General features: G+C 71.6%; 17 protein-coding genes. 16 read left to right on the top strand and 1 reads right to left on the bottom strand.

The window, feature by feature from the left end:
* The first annotated feature begins 44 nt into the window (after positions 1–44).
* The 4 genes from IE267_RS18720 (at position 45) to IE267_RS18705 (ending at position 4505) form a co-directional block, all read left to right on the top strand.
* Positions 45–1268 carry a sensor histidine kinase gene (locus tag IE267_RS18720; RefSeq protein WP_161250328.1) on the top strand — a complete coding sequence of 408 codons (1224 nt, stop codon included), beginning with the start codon at positions 45–47 and terminating at the stop codon, positions 1266–1268.
* Positions 1265–1948: a response regulator transcription factor gene (locus IE267_RS18715; RefSeq protein ID WP_161250326.1), complete on the top strand. Its 684-nt coding sequence runs from the start codon at positions 1265–1267 to the stop codon at positions 1946–1948. The genes IE267_RS18720 and IE267_RS18715 overlap by 4 nt, the downstream gene beginning before the upstream one ends.
* 26 nt (positions 1949–1974) lie before the next feature.
* A complete protein-coding gene (locus IE267_RS18710; RefSeq protein ID WP_189763992.1) occupies positions 1975–3162 on the top strand; it encodes a cytochrome P450 family protein in 1188 nt (395 codons plus the stop codon).
* Positions 3163–3302: 140 nt separating this feature from the next.
* On the top strand, positions 3303–4505 hold the full coding sequence (locus IE267_RS18705) for a cytochrome P450 family protein (protein ID WP_189763991.1): 1203 nt from the start codon (positions 3303–3305) through the stop codon (positions 4503–4505).
* A 1-nt stretch (position 4506) separates the two neighbouring features.
* Here the strand turns inward: IE267_RS18705 and IE267_RS18700 are convergent, their stop codons facing one another.
* Positions 4507–5523 carry a Gfo/Idh/MocA family protein gene (locus IE267_RS18700; protein WP_189763990.1) on the bottom strand — a complete coding sequence of 339 codons (1017 nt, stop codon included), beginning with the start codon at positions 5521–5523 and terminating at the stop codon, positions 4507–4509.
* 124 nt (positions 5524–5647) lie between these two features.
* Between IE267_RS18700 and IE267_RS18695 the strand changes: the two genes are divergently transcribed.
* The 12 genes from IE267_RS18695 to IE267_RS18640 all read left to right on the top strand — a co-directional run bounded on the left by IE267_RS18695 (position 5648) and on the right by IE267_RS18640 (position 16989).
* A complete protein-coding gene (locus IE267_RS18695) occupies positions 5648–6397 on the top strand; it encodes a GntR family transcriptional regulator (protein WP_189764054.1) in 750 nt (249 codons plus the stop codon).
* Between the two features lie 137 nt (positions 6398–6534).
* The gene (locus IE267_RS18690; protein ID WP_189763989.1) at positions 6535–7539 is read left to right on the top strand and encodes a substrate-binding domain-containing protein; all 1005 of its coding nucleotides are present in this window, start codon (positions 6535–6537) and stop codon (positions 7537–7539) included.
* Between the two features lie 98 nt (positions 7540–7637).
* Positions 7638–8651: a sugar ABC transporter substrate-binding protein gene (locus IE267_RS18685; protein WP_373304567.1), complete on the top strand. Its 1014-nt coding sequence runs from the start codon at positions 7638–7640 to the stop codon at positions 8649–8651.
* Positions 8648–9685 carry an ABC transporter permease gene (locus IE267_RS18680; protein WP_161250265.1) on the top strand — a complete coding sequence of 346 codons (1038 nt, stop codon included), beginning with the start codon at positions 8648–8650 and terminating at the stop codon, positions 9683–9685. Before IE267_RS18685 ends, IE267_RS18680 begins: the two co-directional genes overlap by 4 nt.
* Positions 9682–10536, top strand: a complete 855-nt coding sequence (locus IE267_RS18675) for an ATP-binding cassette domain-containing protein (protein WP_189763987.1) — start codon at positions 9682–9684, stop codon at positions 10534–10536. Before IE267_RS18680 ends, IE267_RS18675 begins: the two co-directional genes overlap by 4 nt.
* Positions 10537–10611: 75 nt before the next feature.
* Positions 10612–11781 (top strand): ROK family glucokinase, encoded by a 1170-nt coding sequence (locus IE267_RS18670; protein WP_053725755.1) that lies wholly within the window; start codon positions 10612–10614, stop codon positions 11779–11781.
* Positions 11781–12368, top strand: a complete 588-nt coding sequence (locus tag IE267_RS18665) for a hypothetical protein (protein ID WP_167152588.1) — start codon at positions 11781–11783, stop codon at positions 12366–12368. The genes IE267_RS18670 and IE267_RS18665 overlap by 1 nt, the downstream gene beginning before the upstream one ends.
* Before the next feature lie 326 nt (positions 12369–12694).
* Positions 12695–14068, top strand: a complete 1374-nt coding sequence (gene pcaDC, locus IE267_RS18660) for a bifunctional 3-oxoadipate enol-lactonase/4-carboxymuconolactone decarboxylase PcaDC (RefSeq protein ID WP_229861305.1) — start codon at positions 12695–12697, stop codon at positions 14066–14068.
* 44 nt (positions 14069–14112) lie between these two features.
* A complete protein-coding gene (locus IE267_RS18655; protein WP_189763985.1) occupies positions 14113–14751 on the top strand; it encodes an MBL fold metallo-hydrolase in 639 nt (212 codons plus the stop codon).
* Positions 14752–14781: 30 nt separating this feature from the next.
* Entirely contained in the window at positions 14782–15561 is a 780-nt protein-coding gene (locus tag IE267_RS18650; RefSeq protein ID WP_167152587.1) for an exodeoxyribonuclease III, read from the top strand.
* 84 nt (positions 15562–15645) lie between these two features.
* A complete protein-coding gene (locus IE267_RS18645; protein ID WP_161250283.1) occupies positions 15646–16080 on the top strand; it encodes a DUF6278 family protein in 435 nt (144 codons plus the stop codon).
* 165 nt (positions 16081–16245) lie between these two features.
* Positions 16246–16989: an amino acid ABC transporter ATP-binding protein gene (locus IE267_RS18640; protein WP_189763984.1), complete on the top strand. Its 744-nt coding sequence runs from the start codon at positions 16246–16248 to the stop codon at positions 16987–16989.
* The last annotated feature ends 13 nt before the right edge of the window (positions 16990–17002 follow it).

The following is a 17002-nucleotide window of genomic DNA, read 5'->3' as shown; positions in this document are numbered from 1 at the left end:
CCACAGAGCGCCGCCGGGCCGCGGGGCTGCGTAACTTTGCCGACATGACACGAGCCGGACCCGAGTTCCGCTGGCTGCTGCCCTCGGCGGTGGCCGATCCCGAGCTGCCCGGCGACCGGGCCCGGCCCAGGCGCACCGTGCGGGACTGGGCCGTCGACATCTGCGCCTTCCTCGCCGCCGCCCTGATCGGCATGATCACGGCCGACACCCTCGGCAAGAGCCCCGGCTACTCCGACACCGTGATGGTCCTCGACCAGCTGGTGGGCGCCGCGGCCTGCTGCGCGGTGTGGCTGCGCAGGCGCTGGCCCGTCGGGCTCGCGCTGGCGCTCACCGCGGTGTCGCTGGTCGCACCCGTCGCCTCGGGGGCGTTCCTGGTCGCCCTGTTCAGCCTCGCCGTGCACCGGCCGTTCAAGCCCGCCGTGCTCGCGGTGGGCGCCGCCGCCGTCGTCAGCTCGGTCTTCCAGCCCGTGCTCCGACCCGACCCGACCACCAGCCTGCTCACCAACGCCGTCGTGGGCACCGTGCTCATCCTGCTCGCCACCGGCTGGGGCATGCTCGTGCGCTCCCGGCGCCAGCTCGTCGTCGCGCTGCGCGAACGGGCCGCCCGCGCCGAGGCCGAGGCCGCGCTGCGGGCCGAGAACGCGCAGCGCCTCGCCCGTGAGGCCATCGCCCGCGAGATGCACGACGTGCTCGCCCACCGGCTCACCCTGCTCTCGGTGCACGCCGGCGCCCTCGAATTCCGGCCCGACGCCCCGCCCGCCCAGGTGGCCCGTGCGGCCGGGGTCATCCGGGACAGCGCGCACGAGGCGCTCCAGGACCTGCGGCAGATCATCGGCGTGCTGCGCAGCCCCGGCGAGGGCGCCGACGACCGGCCCCAGCCCACCCTCGCCACCCTCGACGCGCTCGTCGCCGAGTCCCGTGAGGCGGGGATGAAGGTCGCCCTCGACAGCCGGATTCCGGACGCCTCCGGAGTACCCGCCGCCACCGGGCGCAATGCCTACCGCATCGCGCAGGAGGCCCTCACCAACGCGCGCAAGCACGCCCCCGGCGCCGAGGTCACCGTCACCGTCACCGGCCGCCCCGGCGAAGGGCTCACCGTCGAGGTCCGCAACCCGCCACCCCCGGGCCCGGTCCCGGAGGTCCCCGGCTCGGGGCAGGGGCTCATCGGCCTCACCGAACGCGCCACCCTGGCCGGCGGCCGGCTCGACCACGGGCGCGGGTCCGACGGCTCCTTCGCGGTGGTGGCCTGGCTACCGTGGCCCTCATGACCATCCGCCTGCTCATCGTCGACGACGACCCCCTGGTCCGCGCGGGGCTCACCTTCATGCTCGGCGGCGCCGAGGACATCGAGATCGTCGGCGAGGCGGCCGACGGCCACGGCGTCGGCGAACTCGCCCTGGAACTGCGCCCGGACGTCGTGCTCATGGACATCCGCATGCCGCGCGTCGACGGCCTCAGCGCGACCGAGACGCTGCGCGCCCGGCCCGACGCCCCCGAGGTGATCGTCCTGACCACCTTCCACGCCGACGAACAGGTGCTGCGCGCGCTGCGCGCCGGAGCCGCCGGATTCGTCCTCAAGGACACCCCGCCCGTAGAGATCGTCGACGCCGTACGCCGCGTCGCGCACGGCGATCCGGTCCTCTCCCCGGCCGTCATGCGGCAGTTGATGACCCAGGTGTCGGGCGGCACGGCCGCGCCCGGCGACCGGGCGGCCCGCGCCCGCGAGCGGATCGCCCTGCTCGCCGACCGCGAACGCGAGGTCGCCGTGGCCGTGGGGCGCGGCCACTCCAACGCCGAGATCTCCGCGCGGCTCTATCTGAGTGTGCCCACCGTGAAGACCCACGTCTCGCGTGTCCTGGCCAAGCTCGGCCTCAACAACCGTGTGCAGATCGCCCTGTTGGTGCACGATGCCGGGCTGCTCGACGGCCCGGACACAGACGTAGGCTGAACGGCAACCGAACGGAGGGCGGGACCATGACGGTGGTCGATCTCAGCGAGTACGTGGCGGAATTCAACGCCGACCCCTACGCGATGTACGCCGAGCTGCGCGCCGCGGGCCCCGCCCATCAGGTGCGTACGCCGACGGGCGACGAGGTCTGGCTGATCGTTGGCCACGAGGCGGCGCGGGCCGCGCTCGCCGATCCCAGGCTCGCCAAGGACTGGCGGCCGCTGGCCGAGACGGGCTATGCCGAGCTGCCCGCCAGCCTCAACATGCTGGAGACCGACCCGCCGCAGCACACCCGGCTGCGCAAGCTGGTCGCGCGCGAGTTCACCCCGCGCCGCGTCGAGGCGCTCCGCCCGCGCGTCCAGGAGATCACGGACGGTCTGCTCGACACCATGCTGGCCGCGCCCGGACGCGCCGCCGACCTGATCGATGCGCTCGCCTTCCCGCTTCCCATGACCGTCATCAGCGAGCTCATCGGCGTGCCGGACCTCGACCGCGAGGCCTTCCGTACGCTGTCCAACCAGGCCGTCGCGCCGCTCTCGGGCGACGAGGGCCCCGAGGCCGTCGGCAAGATCGGCGAGTACCTCGCGGAGCTGATCGAGGACAAGCGCTGCTCCGGCCCCGCCGACGACCTCCTGAGTGCCCTGATCCGCGCCCGGCACGAGGACGGCGACCAGCTTTCGCAGGACGAACTCATCGGCATGGCCTTCCTGTTGCTCGTCGCGGGCCACGAGACGACGGTCAACCTCATCTCCAACGGTGTACGCGCGCTCTTGAGCAACCCGGACCAACTGGACGCCCTGCGCGCCGACTTCGACGGCCTGATCGACGGCGCCGTCGAGGAGATGCTGCGCTATGACGGCCCGGTCGAGACCGCCACGTACCGCTTCGCCCGCGAGGCCGTCCAGATCGGTGACGCTCTCATTCCGGCCGGCGCGTCCGTCCTGGTCGCGCTCGCCTCGGCCGGCCGCGACCCGCAGCGCCACCACGACCCGGACCGCTTCGACATCCGCCGGTCGCCGCAGAGCCACCTCGCCTTCGGCCACGGCATCCACTTCTGTCTGGGCGCCCCGCTCGCCCGCATGGAGGGCCGCATCGCCGTCCGCACCCTCCTGGAGCGTGCCCCCGACCTGCGACTCGACGTGCGGACGGATGAGTTGCAGTGGCTCCCGGGCATGCTCATCCGGGGCGTACGGCATCTGCCGGTGCGTTGGTAGATCCTTCCGGTTCCGTCCTCGTCCGCTGCCCAGGCGCGCAACGGCACAGCGGACCGGGGCGGGTTGGGGAATAGGCTACTGAGCAGTCGGGGTACCCCAGGGTCCGCCGGATCCGCCCGCCCCTCGTGAAGGGACACGCGTTGACCAGCGACGTCATAGTCGATCTCGCCGCGCTCGGCGAGGACTTCACCCGTGACCCCTACCCGGTGTACGCCGGACTGCGGGCCCGGGGACCGGTGCACCACATCAGGATGCCGGAGGGGGCCGAAGCCTGGCTCGTGGTCGGGTACGAGGCGGGCCGGGCCGTGCTCGCCGACGAGCGACTGTCCAAGCAATGGCGCAACGCCTCGCCCGCGCTCGGCGTGAAACAGGTCTCCGCCGGCATCACCATGCTGAGCTCCGACGCCCCGGACCACACCCGGCTGCGCAAGCTGGTGACCCGCGCGTTCACCCCCCGCCGCGTGGACGAACTCGCCCCGCGCGTACAGGAGATGACCGACGCCTTCGTGGACGCGATGCTGGCCGCCCCGGACCGCCGGGCGGACCTCGTCGAGGCGCTGTCCTTCCCGCTGCCGATCACCGTCATCTGCGAACTCATCGGGGTGCCCACCCTCGACCAGGACACCTTCCGGCACTGGTCCAACATCTCCGTCTCGGCGCCCCTGCTCGAAGACCGGCTCGACGCCGCCAAGACGATCAACGAGTATCTGACGGATCTCCTGGAGAGCAAGCGCAGCCGCCCCGGCGACGACCTGATCAGCGCGCTGATCCACGCGGCGGACCAGGAGGGCGGCGACCACCTGTCGCACGACGAACTCCTCGGCATGGCCTGGCTGCTGCTCGTCGCGGGCCATGAGACGACCGTCAACCTGATCTCCAACGGCATGCTCGCGCTGCTGAGCCACCCGGATCAACTGGCCGCCCTGCGTGCCGACTTCGACGGGCTCATCGACAACGCGGTGGAGGAGATGCTGCGCTACGACGGCCCGGTCGAGACGCCGACGTACCGCTTCACCAAGGAGCCCGTCGAGATCGGCGGCACCCTCATCCCCGGCGATGGCCAACTGGTGCTCGTGGCGCTCGCGGACGCCGACCGCGACCCGGCCCGGTACGCGGAGCCCGACCGCTTCGACATCCGGCGCGACGCACGGGGACATGTCGCCTTCGGGCACGGCATCCACTACTGTCTGGGCGCCCCGCTGGCCCGGCTCGAAGCCCGGATCGCGGTCCGTACCCTGCTCGACCGCTGCCCGGACCTCGCGCTCGACATCCACCCGGCGGCCATCCAGTGGCGCACCGGCATGATGATGCGCGGACCCGAACTACTGCCGGTGCGCTGGTAGTTCACCCCTCCCGGCCCGCCGCGCCCGGGATCTCGGCCAACGGCACCACCCGCCGCTCCCGGCGGGACACCTCGCACGCCTCCGCGATGCGCAGTGCGTGCAGCGCGTCCCGGCCGTCGCAGGGGTTCGCCGCCTCGCCCCGTACGAGCCGGACGAAGGCGTCCAGTTCGGCTTCGTACGCGGGGGCGAAGCGTTCCAGGAAACCGGTCCACGGCTTGTCGGGGCGGCCCGGGCCGTGCGGCTCGGCCGAGGTCAGCGGGGTGCGGTCGTCCAGGCCGACCGCGAACTGGTCGTACTCCCCGGCCAGTTCGAGCCGTACGTCGTAGCCCGCGCCGTTGCAGCGGGCGGCCGTCGCGGTCGCGAGCGTGCCGTCGTCCAGGGTGAGGACCACGGCCGCCGTGTCGATGTCCCCGGCCGCACGGAACATCGCGGGCCCGGCGTCCGAGCCCATGGCGTACACCTCGGTGACCTCGCGGCCGGTCACCCAGCGCACGATGTCGAAGTCGTGGACCAGACAGTCGCGGTAGAGCCCGCCGGACAGCGGCAGATAGGCGGCGGGCGGCGGCGCCGGGTCGGAGGTGACGGCCCGTACGGTGTGCAGCCGGCCGAGCCGCCCCGAGCGCACGAGTTCCCGGGCGTTGCGGTAGCCCGCGTCGAAGCGGCGCATGAAGCCGAGCTGGAGCTCGGTGCCCGCCGCCTCCACCGCGCCGAGCGCCTCCAGGGTGCCCGGCACGTCCAGGGCGACGGGCTTCTCGCAGAAGGCGGGCAGCCCGGCGCGGGCGGCGGCCGCGATGAGCCCGGCGTGCGCGGCGGTCGCCGAGGCGATCACCACCGCGTCGGCTCCGGCGAGCGCCTCGGCCACGGTGGCCGTCGCCGTCGCGCCGGTGAGCGCCGCGACCTCGGCGGCCCGCGCCGCGTCGGCGTCCGCGACCACCAGCTGTCCGACCTCGGGGTGGCGGGCCAGGACTCCGGCATGGAAGGCGCCGATCCGTCCCGTCCCGATCAGTGCGATACGCATGGCCACACCGTGGCCGGGACGGCTCATCCTGTCAAGACTTTGTCCTGACAATCGAACTTCACGACTTCCCGTCAACATCCCCGGGCACTACGCTCGCTCCGTGCCCAAGCAGCCCAGACCAGCGATGGACTTCCCGAAGCCGCTCCAGCTCGGCGTGGACCGCACCAGCCCGGTCCCGCTCTACTTCCAGCTCTCGCAGCAGCTGGAGGCGGCCATCGAGAAGGGCACCCTCACGCCCGGCAGCCTCCTCGGCAACGAGATCGACCTCGCCCATCGGCTCGGGCTCTCCCGGCCCACCGTCCGCCAGGCCATCCAGGCCCTGGTCGACAAGGGCCTCCTGGTGCGCCGCCGGGGGGTGGGGACCCAGGTGGTGCACAGCCAGGTCAAGCGCCCGCTGGAGCTGAGCAGCCTCTTCGACGACCTGGAGGCGGCCGGCCAGAAGCCGGCCACCACCGTGCTGCGCAACACCTTCGAGCCGGCCACCGCCGAGGTCGCGGCCGCGCTCGGGGTGCCCGAGGGCAGCGACGTCCACCTGGTGGAGCGGCTGCGGTACGCGCACGGCGAGCCCATGGCGCGGCTGCGCAACCACCTGCCGACCGGGCTGCTCCCGCTGGACACCGAGTATCTGGAGGGCACCGGGCTCTACCGGCTGATGCGGGGCGCGGGCATCACCCTGCACAGCGCGCGTCAGACGGTGGGGGCGCGCGCGGCCACCGGGCAGGAGGCCGACCTGCTCACCGAGGCGACGGGCGCCCCGCTGCTCACCATGCAGCGCACCACCTTCGACGACACCGGCCGGGCCGTGGAGTTCGGCTCGCACATCTACCGGGCCTCCCGCTACTCCTTCGAGTTCCAGCTGCTCGTACGTCCCTGAGCGACCGCCGCTCGGGGCCTGCCGCCGCGGAAGCGCGTATCGGGTCAGAATGTTCGGACAAAGTATTGACGGTGTCCCGGGCCCGCCGCTAGAACTCACGTGCCGCAACCGGGCGGCCGGGACAGAAGGCGGAACCCATGCGCACACCCCGCACGGCAACCACGGCGGCCGTGGCCGTCGCCGCACTGGCGCTCACGGTCGGCGGCTGCAGCAGCTCGGGGGGCAAGAGCTCCGAGGGCAAGGGCTCCGCGCCGGCGAGCGGCGGAAAGGCGGTGACCACCCCCCGCCTCAAGATCGCGATGGTGACCCACTCCGGCGAGGGCGACACCTTCTGGGACATCGTGCAGAGCGGCGCGAAACAGGCCGCGGCCAAGGACAACGTCGACTTCCTGTACTCGGCGAACAAGGAGGGGCAGCAGCAGGCGCAGCTGGTCCAGGCGGCCATCGACCAGAAGGTCGACGGGATCGTCGTCACGCTCGCCAAGCCCGAGGCCGTCAAGGACGTCGTCAAGAAGGCCGTCGCCGCCGGGATACCCGTCGTCACCATCAACTCCGGCGCCGACTACTCGGGGGCCGTCGGCGCGCTCGGCCACATCGGCCAGGACGAGGAGGTGGCCGGTGAGGCGGTCGGCGACGAGCTCACGAAACGCGGGAAGCGGAAGGTCCTCTGCGTCCTGCACGAGCAGGGCAACGTCTCCCTGGAACAGCGCTGTGCGGGTGTGAAGAAGACGTTCCGGGGCGGCGTCGAGAACCTGAACGTGGACGGCACCAACACGCCCGCGTCCACCTCCTCCATCGAGGCGAAGCTCCAGTCGGCCAAGGACATCGACGCGGTGGTCACGCTCGGCGCGCCGATGGCGGCGGCCGCGGTCCGGGCGAAGGCGGACGCGAGCAGCTCGGCCGAGATCGACACCTTCGACCTGAACGCGGCCGTGGTCAAGCAGTTCGAGGCGCAGCAGATCGGTTTCGCCGTCGACCAGCAGCCCTACCTCCAGGGCTACCTCGCCGTCGACGAGTTGTGGCTGAACAAGACCAACGGTGACGTCATCGGCGGCGGCAGGCCGGTCCTCACCGGACCCGCGATCGTCACCGGCAAGGACGCGCCGACGCTGGAGAAGTACACCGCCCGCGGTACCCGATGATCGCCCGTCGACCCGGCGTGACCCATACTTGGGCGGCCGGGGCAGGCCTGAACCAGCCCCGGCGGCACCCGGTGGTACAGCAAGAAGGGCACGGCGTCGTGGCAAGGGTTCGGACAGGGGTACGCGTCATGGGCGCGGTGCTGGCAGCGGTGCTCGGAGCCTCCTTGGCGGGGTGCAGCAGCACCGGCGGCAAGCGCGCCGAGGACGCGCGCAAGTCCGCTCAGGCCCAGGGCAGGGCCGCGGTGAACACCCCCCACTGGAAGTTCGCGATGGTCACCCACTCGGGCGACGGCGACACGTTCTGGGACATCGTGCAGAGCGGCGCCAAGCAGGCGGCCGTCAAGGACAACATCGACTTCCTCTACTCGCACAGCGACCAGGGGCAGCAGCAGGCGCAGTTCGTACAGGCCGCCATCGACCAGAAGGTGGACGGCCTGATCGTCACGCTCGCAAAGCCGGACGCCCTCAAGGACGTCGTGGCCAAGGCCGAGAAGGCCGGCATCCCGGTGATCACGGTGAACTCGGGCTCGGAGAAGTCCAAGGAGTTCGGGGCGCTCACGCACATCGGCCAGGACGAGACGATCGCGGGCGAGGCCGTCGGCGAGGAGCTCACCAAGCGCGGGAAGAAGAAGGCGCTCTGCGTCCTGCACGAGCAGGGCAACGTCGGCCACGAACAGCGCTGCGCGGGTACCAAGCAGACGTTCAAGGGCGAGGTGCAGAACCTCTACGTCACCGGCACCAGCATGCCCGACGTGCAGTCCTCCATCGAGGCCAAGCTCCAGGCCAACCCGTCCATCGACGCGGTCGTCACCCTCGGCGCACCCTTCGCGGACACCGCCGTCAAGGCCAAGCAGTCGGCCGGCAGCTCCGCCGAGATCGACACCTTCGACCTCAACGAGAAGGTCGCCACGTCCCTGAAGGCCGGCACCCTCGGCTTCGCCGTCGACCAGCAGCCCTACCTCCAGGGGTACGAGGCGGTGGACCTGCTCTGGCTCTACAAGTACAACGCCGATGTGCTCGGCGGCGGACGCCCGGTCCTGACCGGACCCCAGATCATCACCAAGGACCAGGCCGCCGCGCTGGAGGCGTACACGAAGCGGGGGACACGATGACCGCGACCGACACCGCCGGGGACGAGCGCCTGCTGCGCCGCTCGGTCTGGCGCAAGATCCTCGGGCGTCCCGAACTCGGCTCGGTGGTCGGCGCCGGCGCCGTCTTCCTCTTCTTCTCGGTCGTCGCCGGAAGCTTCCTGCAGCCCTCCAGCCTCTCGACCGTCCTGTACGCGGCCTCGACGATCGGCATCATGGCGGTGCCGGTCGCGCTGCTCATGATCGGCGGCGAGTTCGACCTGTCGGCCGGCGTCCTGGTGACGACATCGGCGCTCGTCTCCTCGATGTTCAGCTACCAGATGACGGCGAACGTCTGGGTGGGCGTGCTGGTCTCGCTGCTCGTCACCGTCGCCATCGGCGCGTTCAACGGCTTCATGCTGACCCGCACCAAGCTCCCCAGCTTCATCATCACGCTGGGCACGTTCCTGATGCTGACCGGCCTCAACCTCGGCTTCACCAAGCTGATCAGCGGCACGGTCTCGACGAAGTCCATCGCCGACATGGAGGGCTTCGAGTCGGCGAAGAAGCTCTTCGCCTCCCAGCTCACCATCGGCTCGGTCAACCTGAAGGTCACCATCCTGTGGTGGTTCGCCCTGGTCGCGATCGCCACCTGGATCCTTCTGCGGACCCGCTTCGGCAACTGGATCTTCGCGGTGGGCGGCGAGGCGGACGCGGCCCGTGCGGTCGGCGTCCCCGTCTTCAAGACGAAGATCGGCCTGTACATGGGCGTCGCCTTCGCCGCCTGGGTCTCGGGCCAGCACCTGCTGTTCTCGTTCGACGTGGTGCAGTCCGGCGAGGGCGTCGGCAACGAGCTGATCTACATCATCGCGGCCGTCATCGGCGGCTGTCTGATCACCGGCGGCTACGGCTCGGCGATCGGCTCCGCGGTGGGCGCGTTCATCTTCGGCATGACCAGCAAGGGCATCGTGTACGCGGAGTGGAACCCGGACTGGTTCAAGTTCTTCCTCGGAGCGATGCTCCTGCTGGCCACCCTGCTCAACGCGTGGGTGCGCAAGCGGGCGGAGGCGACAGCATGACGACGAACCCGGAGACGGCGCCGGACGCGACGCACGGGCGCACCGCGCTCGTCGAGCTCGACGACGTCAGCAAGTACTACGGCAACATCCGCGCCCTCGAAGGGGTCTCCCTGGAGGTCCACGCCGGGGAGATCACCTGCGTACTGGGTGACAACGGCGCGGGCAAGTCGACCCTCATCAAGATCATCGCGGGGCTGCACCGGCACGACGCCGGCACCTTCCGCATCGAGGGCGAGGACGTCTCGCTGAGCAACCCCCGCGAGGCCCTGGACCGCGGCATCGCCACCGTCTACCAGGACCTGGCCGTGGTCCCGCTGATGCCGGTCTGGCGCAACTTCTTCCTCGGCTCCGAGCCCACGAAGGGCAAGGGCCCCTTCCGGCGGCTCGACGTCGACAAGATGCGCACCACCACCCGCGCCGAGCTGCTGCGCATGGGCATCGACCTGCGGGACGTGGACCAGCCCATCGGCACCCTGTCCGGCGGCGAGCGCCAGTGCGTGGCGATCGCCCGCGCGGTCTACTTCGGCGCCAAGGTCCTCGTCCTCGACGAGCCCACGGCCGCCCTCGGCGTGAAGCAGTCCGGGGTCGTCCTGAAGTACGTGGCGGCCGCTCGTGACGCCGGACTCGGCGTGGTTCTCATCACGCACAACCCGCACCACGCGTACCTCGTCGGAGACCGTTTCGTGCTCCTCAAGCGCGGCACGATGACCGGCAGCCATCTGCGTTCCGACATCACCCTGGACGAGCTCACCCGCCAGATGGCGGGCGGCAGCGAGCTCGAAGAGCTCAGCCACGAGCTCCAGCGCGCACCCGCCCCCGGCCACCTGGGCGGCCCGGCCGAGAAGGAGTGAGCAGGCCGCCCCGGGCCACCGGGGCGGCCCCTCGCGCAGGGTCCGGGTCCGGCAGGGGTGGCAGAATCGGCCCCGATGACCACGTACCGCGACTTCGCCCTAGCCCACCGGGGTTCCGCCCGGGCCACCGTGCTGCGCACCGTAGGCACCCGGGAACGCCGCTCGCACCTGACGGCCCCCCGGGTCCCGACGGTCGGCATCGACATCGGCGGTACGAAGGTGATGGCCGGGGTCGTGGACGCGGACGGGAACATCCTGGAGAAGCTCCGCACGGAGACCCCGGACAAGTCCAAGAGCCCCAAGGTCGTCGAGGACACCATCACCGAGCTGGTGCTCGACCTCTCCGACCGGCACGACGTGCACGCCGTGGGCATCGGAGCGGCCGGCTGGGTCGACGCCGACCGTTCCACCATCCTGTTCGCCCCGCACCTCGCCTGGCGCAACGAGCCGCTGCGCGACGCCCTCCAGGCCCGTCTCGCGGTCCCGGTGATGGTCGACAACGACGCCAACACGGCCGCCTGGGCCGAGTGGCGCTTCGGCGCCGGCCGCGGCGAGGACCACCTCGTCATGATCACGCTCGGCACCGGCATCGGCGGCGCGATCCTGGAGGACGGGCAGGTCAAGCGCGGCAAGTACGGCGTGGCCGGCGAGTTCGGCCATATGCAGGTCGTGCCCGGCGGACACCGCTGCGCCTGCGGCAACCGGGGCTGCTGGGAGCAGTACAGCTCGGGGAACGCGCTCGTGCGCGAGGCCCGCGAACTGGCGACCGCCGACTCCCCGGTGGCGTACAACATCATCGAGCGGGTCGGCGGGAACATCCCCGAGATCACCGGGCCGCTCATCACCGAGCTGGCCCGCGAGGGCGACGCCATGTGCGTCGAGCTGCTCCAGGACATCGGGCAGTGGCTCGGCGTCGGCATCGCCAACCTGGCCGCCGCCCTCGACCCCTCCTGCTTCGTGATCGGCGGCGGCGTCAGCGCCGCCGACGACCTGTTGATCGGGCCCGCGAGGGACGCCTTCCGGCGCCACCTCACCGGCCGCGGCTACCGGCCCGAGGCGAGGATCGCCAAGGCCCAGCTCGGCCCCGAGGCGGGTATGGTCGGCGCCGCCGACCTCGCCCGTCTGGTGGCCCGCCGCTTCCGCCGGGCCAACCGCCGCCGGGTCGAGCGCTACGAGCGCTACGCCAAGGCGGCAGAAGCCGTCCGCAGGACGGGCACCACCCGCACCACCCAGGGATCCGACTGATGACACCGTCCGACCGCCCCGCGGTGCCACGCCAGTCCCCGCCGCCGGACGAGCGGCCGCCCGAGACGCATGAGCACATGGTCAGGCGGCGCTGGATCACCGCGGTGATCATCGTGCTGCTCATCGGGGTGCCCGCGGGCTATCTGGCGATCTCCGCCGAGCAGAGCCGCACCAGCGGCCGCGACAAGGAGGCCACGGCCGCGCCCAACGGCCTCCGGCACGACTGGCCGTCCAAGACCCAGCGGCGCATCTACAACGTGCCGATCCCGGCGGACGCCGTCGGTGTCGACTACTTCGAGTCCAACACCTGGAACGTCAGCAAGCTGTACGTCAACTTCCGGACGAGTGCGGCAGGCCTCGCCGAGTTCATGAAGGAGAGCGGCACGAGCACCGCCGCGCTCAAGCCGGGTGACGTGACGGTCTCCCCGCAGGACGCCAAGCGGGTCGGCTGGCCCTTCGCCGCGGGCCACGACTGGGCGGGCGCCACCCATACCCAGAAGGACCCGCTGCCGACCCGGAACATCACGGTCGACGAGACCGACCCGGACCGGCCGGTCGTCTACGTGGTGTCCACGGCGACTCCCTGACGGGCCTGCGGGGTGTCACTCCCGGCCCGGTCCCCAGGGATGTCGTTCCTGTTCTGCGGGCGGTTTCCGCCGACGGGCTTACGAGAAACCCCCAAGTGCCGGACGCAGCAACAGAACTGACCCTGCGTCAGAATGTTCCGCGACTTCGCTGGGTGACGACGGTCCGCGGGGCGGCCCCACGGGACGAAAGGGCCGGCCGCTCGGGCCTCCGCGTCGCCGGAGGCCGTTCACACAGCTGCGTACATAGGGGGCATGTCCCGAAACGAGGGGCCTGAGGTCCACCCCCGGCCATGGGGGGCCACGTGACGGATGAGAGGGTCGGAAGAGTGAGCGAGATACCACCGGACACCCTGCAATACCGCTGCGACGGCCCAGAAGACGCCCCGGTCCTGGTCGTGGGCCCCTCCCTGGGTACGACCTGGCACATGTGGGACCGCCAGATACCCGAGCTGGCCAACCACTGGCGGGTGGTCCGGTTCGATCTGCCGGGACACGGCGGCGCGCCCGCGAGCCCCGCCCACTCCGTCGCCGAGCTCGGTGACCGGCTGATCGCCACCCTCGACGGGCTCGGCGTGCAGCGCTTCGGCTACGCCGGCTGTTCCATCGGCGGCGCGATCGGCGCCGATCTGGCCCTGCGCCACCCGCACCGCCTCGCTTCGCTCGCGCTGGTCGCCGCCGCGCCCCGGTTCGGCACCGCCGACGAATACCGCCAGCGCGGCGTGATCGTCCGGACCAACGGCATGGACCCGATGGCGCGCTCCGCGCCCGAGCGCTGGTTCACCCCCGCCTACGCCGCGGCCCAGCCCGCGATCGTGGAGTGGGCCGTGCAGATGGTCCGCACCACCGACCCCGCCTGCTACATCGCGGCCTGCGAGGCGCTCGCCGCCTTCGACGTCCGGGCCGAGCTCGGCCGCATCACCGTGCCCACGCTCGCCCTGGTCGGCGCCGAGGACCGGGTGACCGGCCCCGGTGACGCGCGCACCCTGGTCGCGGGCATACCGGGCGCCGGCCTCGCCGTGGTGCCGGGCGCGGCCCATCTCGCGCCGGTCGAGCAGCCCGGCGCCGTCACCGATCTGCTGGTGCGCCACTTCTCCACGGCCTGGCAGGCCGCGCCCGAGACGACGACGGGTCTCACCGCGATGCCCGCGCCGGCCGCCGCCGCACCGATGGCCCCGCTCGCCCCCGCCACGCCCCTCGCACCCCCCGCACCCAGTGCTCCGCTCGCCCCCGAGGGCCCGCAGGCTCCGCCCGAGACCGCGGCTCCGGTCCTCGACCAGCCAGCCGCCGTCGAGCCCGCCGCCGTCGAGCCGCCCGCCCGGCCGGACGCGTACGAGCTAGGCATGAAGATCCGGCGCGAGGTGCTCGGCGACGCCCACGTGGACGCCGAGACCGCCGGTGCCGACGCCTTCGGCCGCGACTTCGACGAGCTCACCACCCGCCACGCCTGGGGCGAGGTCTGGGCGAGGGACGGCCTCGACCGGCGCACCCGGGCCGCGGTGGCCCTGGCCGCGCTCGCCTCGGGCGGTCACCTGGACGACCTCGCGGCCCACACCCGGGCCGCGCTGCGCGCGGGCCTCACCCCGGACGAGATCAAGGAAGTGCTGCTCCAGACCGGCGTGTACTGCGGCGTCCCCGCCGCGAACGCGGCGTTCCGGGTCGCGGGCGCGGTCATCCGTGAGGAGACGACTCCCCGCGGATGACGCGATCCCGTGCCGCTTCCCGGCCCCGGGAGCAGGATGGGGGCATGAGCCTGAAACTGACGAAGAAGACCCATGCCTGCGTCCAGCTGGAGAAGGACGGCCGCACTCTGGTCATCGACCCGGGCACGTTCAGCGAGAGCGACGCGGCGCTCGGTGCCGATGTCGTCCTGGTCACCCACGAGCACCTCGACCACTTCAACGAGGAGCGGCTGCGGACCGGCCTCGAAGCCAACCCCGCCGCCGAGATCTGGACCTTGCGCAGCGTCGCGGAGAAGATTTCGGCGGCCTTCCCGGGGCGCGTCCACACGGTCGGCCACGGGGACGCCTTCAGCGCGGCCGGCTTCGACGTCCAGGTGCACGGCGAGCTGCACGCCGTGATCCACCCCGACATCCCGCGCATCACCAACATCGGCTTCCTGGTGGACGGTTCGGTCTTCCACCCGGGTGACGCGCTCACCGTCCCCGACCGGGCGGTGGACACCCTGATGCTGCCCGTGATGGCTCCCTGGAACAAGATCTCCGAGGTCATCGACTACGTGCGCGAGGTGAAGCCGCGCCGCGCCATCGACATCCACGACGCCCTGCTCACCGACCTCGCCCGGCCCATCTACGACTCGCAGATCGGCGGCCTCGGCGGCGCCGAGCACCGGCGTCTGACGCCGGGGGACTCGACGGATCTGTGAGTGTCACAGCCGGGCGGTAGGTTGGGATCCATGCGCATCGCCACCTGGAACGTCAACTCGATCACCGCCCGGCTGCCCCGCCTGCTGGCCTGGCTGGAGAGCACCGGCACGGACGTGCTGTGCATCCAGGAGACCAAGACCACGGCCGAGGGCTTCCCCGCCGCCGAGCTCCGCGAGCTCGGCTACGAGTCCGCCGTCAACGCCACCGGCCGGTGGAACGGGGTGGCCCTGGTCTCCCGCGTCGGCCTCGACGACGTCGTGCTCGGGCTGCCCGGCGGCCCCGACTACGAGGGTGTCGAGGAGCCTCGCGCGATCTCGGCGACCTGCGGCGGAGTCCGCCTCTGGTCGGTCTACGTGCCCAACGGCCGCGAGGTCGAGCACGACCACTACGCGTACAAGCTGACCTGGTTCGAGGCCCTGAAGGCGGCCGTCGCCGAGGATGCGGCGGGACAGCGCCCCTTCGCGGTTCTGGGCGACTTCAACGTGGCCCCCACCGACGAGGACGTCTACGACCCCGCCGTCTTCGAGGGCCTCACCCATGTCACCCCGGCCGAGCGGGCCGCGCTTGCCGCGCTGCGCGAGGCCGGCCTGTCCGACGTGGTGCCCCGCCCGCTGAAGTACGACCGTCCGTACACCTACTGGGACTACCGCCAGCTGGCCTTCCCCAAGAACCGGGGCATGCGCATCGACCTGGTCTACGGCAACGAGCCGTTCGCCAAGGCCGTCAAGGACAGCTACGTCGACCGCGAGGAGCGCAAGGGCAAGGGCGCGTCCGACCACGCGCCGGTCGTGGTGGACCTGGAGGTCTGAGCCCCGCGCCGTCAGCCCGGGGTTGACGTGACCCGCCGCGTGCCCTGTAGTGCGATCAAGCCACCGAGTGGGACTCTGGATCGTATGAACTTCCTCCAGAACTGGCGCAAGCGGCACTCGGCGGCAAGCGGGGTGGCGGTCTCGGAGGCCGTCAGGGAAGACCCGGAGGGCGTTGCCGAGCTGCTCTCCGAATGCGAGCTGCTGCGGACCCGGGCCTGGCAGAGCAAGCTCGAACTCGACGACTCCCCGGGCTCGTTGCAGGCCCTCGATCAGCTGCCGCCGCGCTGGCGCGACGACCCGGAGGAGCTGCCCTGGCTGGGCAACGACGCCGGCCTGTATCTGGGGACCGTCATCGTCCGGACCGTTCCCGGCGCGCTCTGGGACGTGTGGCCCAGCGGCAGGCCCGTCGTGCGGCTCGCCTCGGGCCGGGAGATCGACGTCGTGGACGCCGGCCTGACCTGGGCCACCACCGGGGCCCCCGAGCTGTTCCAGGTGTACGCCGAGGCCTCGGAGGCCTGATCGGCGGCCGTTTCCCGGCGCCCGCCCGGCCGACGTGAGGACGGCGTGGGCCGGTTCGGTCAAAATACGGTTTATGCCCTATTCGTGCGTGTCGAGATGAAGTCCCTTACCCGGCTGGATAGTTTGCGCTGACCTCGACACAGCGATGAGTGGGCAGGACAGCGTATGGCCGTCGATCCGTTGATCGAGCTGCGTGGCGTCAACAAGTACTACGGAAAGCTGCACGTCCTCCAGGACATCGACCTCACCGTCGGCCGGGGGGAGGTGGTGGTGGTCATCGGCCCGTCCGGCTCGGGCAAGTCGACGCTCTGCCGGACGATGAACCGCCTGGAGACGATCGAGTCCGGTTCGATCGCCATCGACGGCCGGCCGCTTCCGGAGGAGGGCAAGGGCCTCGCGCAGCTCCGGGCCGAAGTGGGCATGGTCTTCCAGTCGTTCAACCTCTTCGCGCACAAGTCCGTCCTCGCCAATGTCTCGCTGGCCCAGACGAAGGTCCGGGGCCGCAAGAAGGAGGAGGCCGACAAGCGCTCGCACGAGCTCCTGGACCGGGTCGGCCTCGCCTCCCAGGCCGAGAAGCTCCCCGCCCAGCTCTCCGGCGGCCAGCAGCAGCGCGTGGCCATCGCCCGCGCCCTGGCCATGGACCCCAAGGTCATGCTCTTCGACGAGCCCACCTCGGCGCTCGACCCGGAGATGATCAACGAGGTTCTCGAAGTCATGCAGCAGCTCGCCCGCGACGGCATGACCATGGTCGTCGTCACTCACGAGATGGGCTTCGCCCGCTCCGCCGCCAACCGCGTGGTGTTCATGGCGGACGGCCGCATCGTCGAGGACCGCACCCCCGACGACTTCTTCACCAACCCGCGGAGCGACCGGGCCAAGGACTTCCTCTCCAAGATCCTCAAGCACTGAACGGGGGGTGTAC

This window comes from Streptomyces xanthochromogenes (assembly GCF_014650455.1).
GTDB lineage: Bacteria > Actinomycetota > Actinomycetes > Streptomycetales > Streptomycetaceae > Streptomyces > Streptomyces xanthochromogenes.
This window is presented reverse-complemented; position numbering and strand designations above follow the sequence as displayed.